The following is an 11,529-nucleotide window of genomic DNA, read 5'->3' on the forward strand; positions in this document are numbered from 1 at the left end:
CATTTTTATATTTTAAGGGTCATTTCCCAACCTAAGGAATATCGATGGTTAAACCGTCATACCCCGGCTCAACTCCTGCAGGACAGTTTGACAGCAGATCATCATAATCTATTTGCTGATTCATATGTGTTAACACAGCCCGCTCGGGCTTGAGACGGTCAATCCACTCCAGGGTTTTTTCAAAATGGGCATGAGACGGATGCGGTTCATAGCGAAGGCAATCGACAATCCAGTATTTTACCCCAGCCAAGGTTTCAAAAGCTCGCTCATCCAAATCAAACACATCCGTTGAATAAGCAAAATCACCGAAACGAAACCCTAACGACTTAGCACTGCCGTGATCCTGATAGAATGGAATAATTTCAATCGATCCAATGTTTAAAGGGCCGTCGATAGTCTGATCATTCATCATCGGCGTGTAACTGCTTTCAGGATCACACGTTGAGGTGAAAGCGTAGGGAAAGCGAGAGGTAATGATCTTACGATCAGATTCATCCATATAGGCCTCTATTGGCCCCCCAGCCTTATAGGCAAGGTACCGAAGTTCATCTAGACCATGAGTATGATCTGCATGATCATGGGTGTAGAGAACTGCATCAATATACTCGACTTTAGCATCAAGTATCTGATTACGCAGATCAGGACCTGTATCAACAAGAAGACATGTATCTTCGTGCTCAACTAATATCGACACTCGACGACGTCGGTTTTTGGGATTGTCAGGATTACAATTCCCCCAATTACCACCCGGAGTACCAGAACATATAGGAACGCCACCAGAACCACCGCACCCTAACATTGTGATCTTCATAGAATTAACTCGCTACAGGTCGTTGAGCCTTGGAAAACAGGCGATAGAAATTATCTGTTGTCACAGAGTGTATTTCCTCAACGCTAATTTTTTTTACATTTGCCAGAGCTTCTGCAGTATGACGGACAAATGCTGGTTCATTCTTTTTTCCACGCATTGGTACCGGTGCAAGATAAGGACTATCAGTTTCTATTAAAAGCCGATCGAGGGGAGCATTTGAAACTGTCTGACGAATATCTTCTGCCGATTTATAAGTAATGATACCTGACAGTGATATATAAAACCCCATATCCAAAGAGGCCTTAGCCAACTCAGGACCTGCCGTAAAGCAATGTATCAAGGCAGGATAGGCACCTTTTTTGTACTCTTCACGCATGATTTTAACCGTATCATCATCCGCATCACGAGTATGTACAACCAAGGGAAGCCCAGTCTCTCTCGCTGCAGCTATATGAGCACGAAAGCTTTCAACTTGGCGATCTCGCGGTGCGTGATCATAGTAATAATCAAGACCGCTTTCCCCAAGGCCAATAACCTTTGAATGCTGAGATTTCTCGATTAAAAGATCTGGTGAAGACAAACCTTCTGCCCCAGCTTCATGAGGATGCACGCCAACAGTGCAATAGATATCGCTATTGGCTTCAGCAATGCCCAATACGGTCTCAAAAGTGGATAGCTTGGTGCCAATTGTCACCATGCAGCCGATACCAACATCTCGAGCACGACCCAAAGCATCCTCTAAATCACCATCTTTTAAAAAGTAATCAAGGTGACAATGAGAATCGACAATCATTAGGCCCCCTCTTCTTCCACATAACGAGGGAAGATTCCTTGAGGCTTATCGATTGGAAGACCAGATGCCAAAGGTGTCGTCAAATCACTGAATTGACGGACATCAGCAGGAAGATTTAACTGATCCAGCATTCTTTCCATAGATTGCGGCATAACTGGTTGCAGTAAAATCGCTATCTGTCGGATACTTTCACTAAGTACATAAAGAACAGTTCCCATTCGGGGAAGATCGGTCTTACGGAGAGCCCATGGGGCTTGCTCGTCGACATATTTATTAGCTGCAGATATAACTTCCCAAACAGATTCTAAGCCTTTGTGGAAGCTTTGTTTATCAAATTCATTACGCAACTTTTGATGCAGAGAAGATACACTATCTAACAGTACTTTATCTGCATCGGTAAATTCACCATGTTCAGGTATTTTACCTTCACAGTTTTTGAAAACCATGGAAAGAACGCGCTGAGATAGATTACCGATATCATTAGCAAGATCACCGTTCATGCGGGATATGATAGCGCGTTTTGAATAATCACCATCCTTACCGAACGGAACTTCACGTAACAGAAAATAACGAACCTGATCCAATCCATACTCTTCTATGATAGAGAGCGGATCTATGACATTACCAACAGATTTTGAGATCTTCTGACCTTCAATGGTCCACCATCCAGTTGCATAGATACGCTTGGGAAGTGGTAGATCAGCAGCCATAAGGAAAGCTGGCCAATAAATGGCATGAAAGCGGAGAATATCTTTGCCCACCATGTGTACGTTCGCAGGCCAGAACTCCTTGTAGTCTTCGCTCTCTTCGTCAGGATAGCCTACGGCAGTTAAGTAGTTGGTTAGAGCATCAAGCCAGACATACATGATATGCTCATCATTGCCTGGAACTTGTACGCCCCATTTGAAAGTCGTCCGACTGACAGACAGATCCCGAAGACCACCTTTAACGAAACTTATAACCTCATTCCGCCGACTATCAGGACCGACGAAGCTAGGGTCATTCTCATAAAGCTCTAAAAGTTTGTCTTCGAACGCAGATAGTTTGAAGAAATAGGATGGCTCTTCGACCCATTCAACTTCCGCACCTGTGGGCGCAATCTTTTCACCGTTAGGACCTTTGGTTAGCTCAGTTTCGGTATAAAAAGCTTCATCACGAACGGCGTACCAACCAGCATAACTGCCAAGATAAATATATCCTTTATCTTCAAGAACCTGCCAAATTTTCTGACAGGCTTTTTTATGGCGCTCTTCAGTAGTACGGATAAAGTCATCATTTGAAAAATTGCAAACTTCTGTCAAATCGCGAAATTTTTGTGAAACCTGATCTGTAAAAGCCTGCGGATCAATACCAGCTTTTTCCGCAGAAGCTTCAACCTTTTGACCATGCTCATCAGTTCCGGTCAAAAACTTGACATTATACCCATCAAGTCTTTTAAAACGCGCCAAGACATCGCATGCAAGCGTGCAGTATGCATGGCCAATATGGGGCTTATCATTTACATAATAAATGGGTGTCGTGATATAGAAGGACCGGTTTTCTGATCCGCTCATGATGAACTCCTGATAACAAAGCGCGCCAAAAAGCAAGTATGCATCAAGACTGAAGTGTTTGGAGCTCCATAAAGGTTGTCACAACCACTTGTTTTTTGTCCAAATTTGCATGTGTTGCACGGGCATAATTAGTCGAGCACTTCTCCCACAGGCCGAGCCATTGCGCAAGACCATGTCTTTCAATTAATAGAGAGATCAGCTTATGTTCTTCGGGAATGACCAATTCAGGGAACGTTCCCTGCCCTGAAACCTTGGTCAATCGAGCAAGCCACCATAGAAATAACTCCATGCCCGTTTTAAAAGCAAGGGGATCAGACACACTTAGTTTATCCGCAAAGGCATACAATTTCACCATATCAAGGTTCGGTAGAGTTCCTAATAACGAAATCATCTCTCGATATAAGTCGAGGACCCCTCCTGCCCACAGATCCAATGCCTTCCCAATAGAACCCTCTGACAACCTTGCAAGCTGAATTGCATCACTATCTGCGACTTCTGGTGCTTGTTCCCTCAAAAGTTCAATGACCGTGTCTTCATTCAGCGCTGCAAGTGGAAGATGGCAGCACCTAGAATGAATAGTTTGCAAAATCTGTCCTGGAAGATGGCAAATTAAGAGTAAAACTGTTTTTTCAGGTGGTTCTTCTAATACCTTGAGCAAGGCATTTGCAGCATTTCGGTTCATCTCCTCAACAGCGTCGACAATGACGACACGCCACCCACCTTCAATAGATGTTTTATGAGAGAATTTGACGATCTTTCGAACTTCATCCACAGGAATGGAGGTCCGCATCTTCCCTTTTTCATCAGGACTTAACTCTAGGGTTACAAGGTCCCCATGTCCCCGAGCAGCAATACGTTTAGCAACAGGATTATCTATGCCTATATCAAGTGAGGTCGGGTCAGTTTGATCACCAAACAGACTTTCTACACCTCCACCCTCGCCCTCATTCATCAAGAAACGGGCAAATCTATAGGCTAGTGTTGCCTTTCCAATGCCTTTTGGCCCAGTAAACATCCATGCATGGGGGAGTTTACCTGAATTATAGGCCTTGATTAGAGTGCTCTCAGCATCACTATGATCATACAAGGTATGAGTAACGCGAGGATGAACTCTCGAATTGGCCTCTACATCCTGTTTTTTAACTGCTTTGGCCATTAATAATCTTTCCAAACTGGGCCATCACGACATCCCAAATATCACTTGCAACTTCGTCTTGCGATTTGGTGGCGTCAATAACTGTACACCTATCGGGATTATCGCGAGCTATGGACAAGAATCCCTCACGCATTCTTTCATGAAAAGAAGTATCCATATCCTCGAAACGATTTTCCCCAAGCGAATGTCCTTGAGTTCGTTCTAAACCAATGGATACGGGTAAGTCCAATATAAGCGTTAAGTCTGGTTTAAAGTCACCAAGCACCCATTGATGTAAATTTTCAATACTCTCTGCCCCTAATCCATGACCGATACCTTGATAGGCCACGGATGAATCGGCAAATCGATCACATATCACCCAATCACCAGAGCTAAGGGCAGGTTTTATAACCTTTTCAACATGTTCTTGTCGGGAGGCAAAAACTAATAATGCTTCTGTTTTAGGTGTCCAACGAGAAACATCCCCCCTTACGATTAAGTCTCTGATTTCTTCCGCGCCAGGCGTTCCACCAGGCTCTCTGGTCAGAATATTTCTTAATCCATTACTCAAAAGATTCTTAGATAAGCTTTTGATCTGTGTGCTTTTTCCAGCACCTTCACCGCCCTCAAGCGAAATAAATATACCGCGTGACATACTGTTAAGACTTACCAAAAATTAAATAATTGAGGGCTGACACAATCCGGCTAAACCCGCCTTCTCTTTCAACGGAATTTGCCGCAACTAAAGGTATTTCTACAGTATCTATGTCAGGCGCCTCGATCTTCAAAGTCGCCAACCGCTCGCCCTGCTCTATCGGCGTTTGTATGGGCCCAACATAGCTAACTGTCGCAGTCATCTTATTCTTAGCGTTCCGGGGTAAGGTAAGAAGAAGATCATTTTCCGGGACCAAATTGATTGTTTTTTCAGTCCCGAGCCAAACATCGGCAGTCTCAACAGTTTCACCCGCCTTGAATAGTTCAAAGTTATCAAATTCCCTGAATGCCCAGGATACAAGTCGAGCAGACTCTTCAGATCGTTCTTTCGCACTCTTCATGCCGTTTAAGACAAGAATAATGCGACGATCACCCTGTTTTGCTGATGATGTCAATCCGTATCCAGCTTCTTCAGTATGGCCAGTTTTAAGGCCATCAGCACCAAGGTTTTTGTATAACAGTGGATTTCTATTATCTTGCTTAATTCCAGACCAAGTGAAGGATTTTTCAGAATAGACCCCATAATATTCAGGGAAGTCAGTAATAATCCTATCTGCGAGTGTTCCAAGATCTTTTGGTGTCATACGCTGGCCCGGATCCGGCCAACCTGTTGCGTTCGCAAAGCTACTGTTCTCTAGGCCTATTTCCCGTGCCTTTTCAGTCATTTCTAGAGCAAAATTTTCTTCCGACCCCCCAAGACCTTCGGCCACGACAATACAAGCGTCATTTCCAGATTGGACGATAATTCCTCGCAGCAAATCATAAATCGAAATCTCTGTCCCGACTTCAACAAACATCTTTGATCCGCCCTTACGCCAGGCCTTTTCGCTAACGGGTAGTTTATCATCCAAAGATAGTCGGCCATCTTTTAACCGCTCAAACACCATATATGCAGTCATGATTTTACTCATGGAAGCTGGCGGCATAGATTTATCTGCGTCTTTATTTAGCAGAACAGTTTTTGTCGTATAATCAATCAAATAAGCTTCGCGGGCAGATGTCTCAATCGCCTGGCTTGACTGTGCAAAAGCCAGTAAACAGGCGCCCCCCAAGAGAAGGGATTTCATAGCATGGCGAATAGATGGCATCTTTTTATTTAGCAAAATTTTGACCCGATAGTCTGATTAAATTGTGATAAGGATACTGATGAGTACCTTGTTTAAGGGAATAATGAGCCAGCAATAAGGCTTATCGTTAACAAGAAGTCAGTCGACAATTACCCGCGCATCGTTGTAGCCGTTATCGTGAAGTATTTGTAAAAGTTTGTCTGCTTCTTGAACATTAGAAAGCGGTCCAAGGCGTACCCGATAAAAAGTACGTTCTCCAATGGTTGCATCTGCAACCTGAGACGAGCCTAAAGAGGCAAGGCGGGCTCTGAGTCGGTCGGCATTATGAACTTGTAAAAAAGATCCTGCCTGGACATATATCCCACTAGGAGCCAGTGGTGTTTGCGTTACGACACCATCTGTATAGTTTACAACAGGTTCATAGGATACAGGAGCAAGATTAGCTGACTGAACAGGCTCAACAGTTGAACTTTGAGTTGCACCCAATGGTTCTGCTGTGACTTCTTCCGTCGGTGCCGCCAGAGTAGAATTGTCAGTGGACGCCACCTGAGGTGTATAATTTCCACTTTGCGCTTGAGCAGCTAATTGTCGGCTCTCAGCCTCGAGGATTTCTACTTTTACTTTAGCGGTCCCTTGTACTTCAAAGCCAAGTAATTGGGCTGACCGGCGAGAAACATCGATTATTCGATTATTAGAAAATGGTCCCCGATCATTAACACGTAACTTAATAGATCTGCCATTGCCCAGATTAGTCACCCTAACAAGAGATGGCATTGGCAATGTTCTGTGAGCAGCGGTAAGAGCGTATTGATCGTAAATTTCACCATTCGCCGTTTTTTTGCCATCAAAACCTGGCCCATACCATGAGGCTATACCGGTTTCGTTATACCCATAATCTACAGCAGGGTAATACCAGATATTTTTCACCTGATAAGGAGATCCAACTTTAAAACGCCCTTTGGACTTTGTTTCACTCGTTTTAACGATTTGCTTAGTTGCATGAGAAGCAAGTTCAATCTCTGCGCAGCCACTCAAGCCAATCGCAAGAGCGGCAAAACATGCTGGCATGATATGTGATTTTTTTAAGCGCATCGTACCCCCCAGTTAAAAATATCAATAGATTGTAAGCTTCAAAAGAAGATCGATCAATCTGTACTGATAATGTTTTGTTTTCCGTATTAAAATTCGAAAAACCTAATCGCGTATTCTATGATTGTCTCAGTTTAAGTAATAATTCTTCATCTGGATAACCATCGCCAGGAAGACCTACTTTTATCTGAAATTCACGAATACCATCGCGGGTTCTTTTACCAACAATACCATCCGCCTTTCCGACATCATAACCTTGCTTTGAAAGAAGACTTTGTATTTCTTCGATCTCAGTCCGGTGGAGAGGACGCTCATTAAGCGGACGTTTGGTTTGAAGAGGTGCTTTACCTGCAATTCGATCAGAGAGATGCCCAACCGCCAATGCATAATTAATAGACCGGTTCCAATTAAGAATTTTTCTAAAGTTATTATAGACCAGGAAAGCAGGTCCTTTATGACCTGAAGGCAGTATTAGTGATGCTTCAAGATCAACGTCGGGCAAAGTGTTCCCTGATATCTTCTTCACACCTAGCATATGCCACTCTTTAAGAGATTTTTTTGTTCCCAGACCAGCAAGCTTCCAATCAATATCTTTTGGCAAGACAACTTCACGTCCCCAAGTGTATTCATCATCCCAACCGATTTGGCCAAGGTAGTTTGCTGCAGAACCAAAAACATCAGGTAAGGTATTCCAAATATCCTGGCGGCCATCGCCATTTTCATCCACAGCGTAAAGGTTATAAGTGGACGGAATAAACTGAAGATGCCCCATAGCTCCTGCCCAGGAACCTTGCATATTCTCAGGAGTAATATGTCCTGCTTGTATTATACGCAAAGCTTCAAGCAACTGGGTTCTAAAGAAATCACTCCGGCGTGTATCATAGGCCAGGGTTGCATCTGCTGCGATAACAGAGAAGCCTCCCGTGTGTTGACCAAAGTTACTTTCAAGTCCCCAAAACGCGAGTAAAAACCTACTCTGTACGCCGTATTTTTCACTGATTTTGTTGAGTAATGACGCGTGCGTAATCTGGAGTTCTTGAGCTTTTTTAATTCGTTGTGCACTTATCGCTCTGTCTAGATAGCTCCAGAATGTATGAGTAAATTCTGGTTGCCGTCTATCGTATTCTATAATTTTAGGGATGGGCTTTACGCCCTTAAAACTCGTTTCCAGAGTATGGTCTGAAATTCCTTTGCTGCGTGCTTCTACTTTAAAGTCTTTTAGCCATTGTTCGAAGGGAATTTGAGCTTCACTTGCTGTTGAGGAAACCCCTTCAGCAAATCCGTTAGAAGACAACACAGCTGTTACGAATAAGCAGCATGAAAGGCTAGATTTGGTAACACGACGAATAAAAGGAAACAAAGATCGCTCCGAATCGCAAAATAAAGAAAAATTGGTCATTCGAAGAACTTTAGCCGATAAAGTCAGGTAAACACCACACGATTAGAGAGATAAATCTTTAAATATCGTCGACAAATTAAATTTATTCTGAAAAACTTTGCAGTTAGATGTGCCCTGCCCTTTGAAAAGATAAATTTTATCCTTATTCCCAAGCCCCTTAGGATCGTGAATCATATTATTCTTGTATAGGGCTGCACCATACTTCCTACCACCAACAATAGCGATGTACTGCATTTCCTTAACTTGAATAAACCTGCCGCGTTGGCATGCCACGCTTAACTTAGCCTCTTTGGTGAATAGTTCTTTTACAGGACTGGTCGTTTTATAAATGATCCGGCTACCCAGATAGTGTTCTTTTTTTGCACGTTTATTGGATTGAACTCCCGGTTTTAGCGTGTTCGTATTGGAAGAACTCTTTGGAGTAAGATAACCATTTTGTTGTGCGACAACATGGTTAATTGGCAACAATAACAAACAACCACCCAAAATGATGAAAATTTTACCAAACTGAAAAAACATCGCGCTAGTTACTCATTATCTATATCAAGGCACTTATTGTATGTTTAAAAGAAAAACAATCGGTTAATATCTTCTTTCCACTTTTGTGAGACTTTATCAGAAGTAAAACCATAGGCTTAACATTGTTTGGGACAGTACTTGATCATGATCAAGAATTTGTTGGACAAGCTATTTGGCAAAAAAGAGATTCGTCGTGAAGGTCGTGAATTCGGCGTCACCGGTGAAATTGCTATCAATGGCACCCATTATAAAATAGATAACTGGAGCTCCAGTGGCTTTGCTGTGTCAGACTATGAAGGCCCTCTTATACGGGGTGATCACGTAGACGTGGAATTCCAACTTCAACTAGAAGAAGGTGTAATTGAGTTTGATTGTAAATCTATTATTGTACGTGTAGATGAAACCAGAAGGATATTAGCTGGTGTCTTTGTCGAAATGGATTTGGATACACGGGTTATAATTGCCAATTATTTTGATAGCTAAGCGAGCAAAGCAGGCGTATTCTTATTCAACTATTTAGTATTAAGTACAGAAAGTAGCTTTCATGTCTGACGAAGAATCCATGAACAACGACGATGTCGACGATATGTTCGATCAGGCACCCGCTTCACCTCCTGAAGAAAAAATCGAAGACACACCTGAAGCTTCTACTGAAGGACAAAGTAGTTCTGATCCAATCGTGCCTGCGGTTCATGGCGTTGGCCTTGAGGTCTCCGCTATCCTCGGGACGGCACAAATGCCCGTAAGCCAGCTGCTGAAAATGGGGCGTGGTGCGGTTGTCGAGTTAGACAAGTATATTGGCGACACCATTGATATCAGTATCAATGACCAGATGATTGCCCGTGGTGAAGTCATGATTAAAGAAGATCGTTTGTGCGTTGAAATCATTGAAATGATCAAGCGTACCGGAGACTGATTCGAACTCACCTTTCTTCATTCTAACCCCAATTTTCAAAGGAGCCACGTGGCTCCTTTTTATTTTTTTAAGCAATAAAATAAAAAAACTCATTTTTTCTTATCTAACCATTTGACAGTACGCTCAAATGGAGATATTTCAGAGCCCGTCGGAACGATAAACCCTACATAAGGTTTTCAAAAACCTCGTTAGTTTTTTCGTTTACGGTATGTGGAAGGATGGCAGAGCGGTTGAATGCACTGGTCTTGAAAACCAGCAAGGGTGCAAGCCCTTCCAGGGTTCGAATCCCTGTCCTTCCGCCATTACCCCTCGGGGTTATCTTAAAGACAAAGCGCCTTTGTGGCGCTTTTCTTTTGTTCGCCCCAAAATATCAGGCTGAAAACTCTCCCTTACTAGGTATAAGGCATATCAACCAATTCGATATTACTTATTTATTATGCTTGTCTTGGGCCAATCGAGTAGTGCTTGTACCTATCTTCCGAATGCAGACTTACCATTTTTGGTAATGGGCTTTCTGGCATCACAACAAGATCAAAAATTTCAGTGACATTACTTTTGAACTGCAGCCAATGCTCAGTTTTTCCCGATTTCAAATCACAAACAACAAGGCCACACATTGGGTTTTGCCCTGTTTTTTCACAACGTTCCTGGATAGGCAGTCCTTGGTAGGTTTTGCCATCTCGGGGTAAGGATAAGCCAATGAAGGCAAGGTCATTATGAATGTACATGCCCCTTAAAAAACCTGGATACCAAGCAATACGCTCAAAATCACCTGTTTTGAGTGATATAGCCCCAAGTTCCCCGGTACCAGCGTTTAAAACAAGCAGTTGATTATTCCAAAGGCAGGGAGAATGTGGCATGGAAAGGCCTTGGGCAATCATTTCATTTGCTGACATATCCCAGATTGATCCACCATCACTGCGGAACTCACGCCAGCCTTCGACTTCGCCGGATACGCCGACCATTGAACACCAACGGGCCTTGCCATTATGAAGCGCAAGACCGTTAAGATGGCATCTATCACCCGCGATCGGCCCTTTTAAAAATGGCGGCGTCCAGAGAGGTGAGAAGCTAAACTCATCTTCCAGGCTGACGATACAGTTAAAGAGTGTGTTGACCCCGACTAGGCGGCCGCTGTTTTCTCGGGCAAGCTCGTGGAGGTCAAAGACCCCGGTATGGAGTGTTTTTTGTGGAGCATATACTTCCCTGTTACTTATCTCCCGCTCACGCGAAACAGGGCGGGGCATTTTTTCGTAACAGATTACCTCTGAGAAGCTGCCCACTGCCAAGGAAGAACCTGACAGAGATAATCCAGTACAACGCTCAATCGCCATAGTGTTGATAGATAAGTTGTGTTTCTCATCAGTTCCAATCGTCATTAAAGCATTTGCCTGATGACTACTGACCCCCAAGGTAACTCCTTCCTTTGCCAACCATTCTGTAAATCCTTCTGAATGGGATAATTTAAATTGCAAAGGCTTAACCTCATTAATGCGTTAAAAATCAGACAGCCCCGCGAAATAATCCGAGGGG

Annotated in this window: 12 protein-coding genes and 1 tRNA gene; 3 read left to right on the forward strand and 10 right to left on the reverse strand. The window is 43.3% G+C overall.

All coding sequences use genetic code 11. The features are described from left to right. Positions 1–31: 31 nt before the first annotated feature. The 9 genes from ACOGW3_RS18425 to ACOGW3_RS18465 all read right to left on the reverse strand — a co-directional run bounded on the left by ACOGW3_RS18425 (position 32) and on the right by ACOGW3_RS18465 (position 9,080). Positions 32–811 carry an MBL fold metallo-hydrolase gene (locus ACOGW3_RS18425; RefSeq protein WP_419904307.1) on the reverse strand — a complete coding sequence of 260 codons (780 nt, stop codon included), beginning with the start codon at positions 809–811 and terminating at the stop codon, positions 32–34. 4 nt (positions 812–815) lie between these two features. Further along, a complete protein-coding gene (locus ACOGW3_RS18430; protein ID WP_419904308.1) occupies positions 816–1,604 on the reverse strand; it encodes a TatD family hydrolase in 789 nt (262 codons plus the stop codon). Then, positions 1,604–3,193, reverse strand: a complete 1,590-nt coding sequence (gene metG, locus ACOGW3_RS18435) for a methionine--tRNA ligase (RefSeq protein ID WP_419904309.1) — start codon at positions 3,191–3,193, stop codon at positions 1,604–1,606. The genes ACOGW3_RS18430 and metG overlap by 1 nt, the downstream gene beginning before the upstream one ends. Positions 3,194–3,200: 7 nt before the next feature. After that, positions 3,201–4,313: a DNA polymerase III subunit delta' gene (locus ACOGW3_RS18440; RefSeq protein WP_419904310.1), complete on the reverse strand. Its 1,113-nt coding sequence runs from the start codon at positions 4,311–4,313 to the stop codon at positions 3,201–3,203. Further along, on the reverse strand, positions 4,297–4,947 hold the full coding sequence (gene tmk / locus ACOGW3_RS18445; protein ID WP_419904311.1) for a dTMP kinase: 651 nt from the start codon (positions 4,945–4,947) through the stop codon (positions 4,297–4,299). The genes ACOGW3_RS18440 and tmk overlap by 17 nt, the downstream gene beginning before the upstream one ends. Before the next feature lie 4 nt (positions 4,948–4,951). Continuing rightward, entirely contained in the window at positions 4,952–6,109 is a 1,158-nt protein-coding gene (locus ACOGW3_RS18450) for a D-alanyl-D-alanine carboxypeptidase family protein (protein ID WP_419904312.1), read from the reverse strand. A 102-nt stretch (positions 6,110–6,211) separates the two neighbouring features. Continuing rightward, positions 6,212–7,165, reverse strand: coding sequence for a septal ring lytic transglycosylase RlpA family protein (locus tag ACOGW3_RS18455; RefSeq protein ID WP_419904313.1), 954 nt, complete (start codon positions 7,163–7,165; stop codon positions 6,212–6,214). Between the two features lie 115 nt (positions 7,166–7,280). Continuing rightward, positions 7,281–8,561 (reverse strand): lytic murein transglycosylase, encoded by a 1,281-nt coding sequence (locus ACOGW3_RS18460; RefSeq protein ID WP_419904314.1) that lies wholly within the window; start codon positions 8,559–8,561, stop codon positions 7,281–7,283. Positions 8,562–8,603: 42 nt separating this feature from the next. Then, a complete protein-coding gene (locus tag ACOGW3_RS18465) occupies positions 8,604–9,080 on the reverse strand; it encodes a hypothetical protein (protein WP_419904315.1) in 477 nt (158 codons plus the stop codon). A gap of 144 nt (positions 9,081–9,224) precedes the next feature. Here ACOGW3_RS18465 and ACOGW3_RS18470 point away from each other — a divergent pair, with 144 nt between their 5' ends. From ACOGW3_RS18470 to ACOGW3_RS18480, 3 genes are all read left to right on the forward strand, one after another. Then, complete coding sequence (locus ACOGW3_RS18470; protein WP_419904316.1) at positions 9,225–9,563, forward strand: hypothetical protein; 339 nt, start codon at positions 9,225–9,227, stop codon at positions 9,561–9,563. 61 nt (positions 9,564–9,624) lie between these two features. Beyond that, positions 9,625–9,996, forward strand: a complete 372-nt coding sequence (locus ACOGW3_RS18475; RefSeq protein WP_419904317.1) for a FliM/FliN family flagellar motor switch protein — start codon at positions 9,625–9,627, stop codon at positions 9,994–9,996. A gap of 212 nt (positions 9,997–10,208) precedes the next feature. Continuing rightward, a tRNA-Ser gene (locus ACOGW3_RS18480) sits at positions 10,209–10,298 on the forward strand. A 132-nt stretch (positions 10,299–10,430) separates the two neighbouring features. On the opposite strand, the gene ACOGW3_RS18485 is transcribed toward ACOGW3_RS18480, so the two are convergent. Continuing rightward, positions 10,431–11,471 carry a TIGR03032 family protein gene (locus tag ACOGW3_RS18485; protein ID WP_419904318.1) on the reverse strand — a complete coding sequence of 347 codons (1,041 nt, stop codon included), beginning with the start codon at positions 11,469–11,471 and terminating at the stop codon, positions 10,431–10,433. Positions 11,472–11,529 lie beyond the last annotated feature (58 nt).

The organism is Kiloniella sp. (assembly GCF_965205715.1).
Taxonomy (GTDB): domain Bacteria; phylum Pseudomonadota; class Alphaproteobacteria; order Kiloniellales; family Kiloniellaceae; genus Kiloniella.

Excerpts from the sequence above, each read along its gene's own strand:
- ACOGW3_RS18425 (WP_419904307.1), bottom strand. The coding sequence starts at position 811 with ATGAAGATCACAATGTTAGGGTGCGGTGGTTCTGGTGGCGTTCCTATA.
- ACOGW3_RS18430 (WP_419904308.1), bottom strand. The coding sequence starts at position 1,604 with ATGATTGTCGATTCTCATTGTCACCTTGATTACTTTTTAAAAGATGGT.
- ACOGW3_RS18440 (WP_419904310.1), bottom strand. The coding sequence starts at position 4,313 with ATGGCCAAAGCAGTTAAAAAACAGGATGTAGAGGCCAATTCGAGAGTT.
- tmk (WP_419904311.1), bottom strand. The coding sequence starts at position 4,947 with ATGTCACGCGGTATATTTATTTCGCTTGAGGGCGGTGAAGGTGCTGGA.
- ACOGW3_RS18455 (WP_419904313.1), bottom strand. The coding sequence starts at position 7,165 with ATGCGCTTAAAAAAATCACATATCATGCCAGCATGTTTTGCCGCTCTT.
- ACOGW3_RS18460 (WP_419904314.1), bottom strand. The coding sequence starts at position 8,561 with ATGACCAATTTTTCTTTATTTTGCGATTCGGAGCGATCTTTGTTTCCT.
- ACOGW3_RS18465 (WP_419904315.1), bottom strand. The coding sequence starts at position 9,080 with ATGTTTTTTCAGTTTGGTAAAATTTTCATCATTTTGGGTGGTTGTTTG.
- ACOGW3_RS18470 (WP_419904316.1), top strand. The coding sequence starts at position 9,225 with ATGATCAAGAATTTGTTGGACAAGCTATTTGGCAAAAAAGAGATTCGT.
- ACOGW3_RS18475 (WP_419904317.1), top strand. The coding sequence starts at position 9,625 with ATGTCTGACGAAGAATCCATGAACAACGACGATGTCGACGATATGTTC.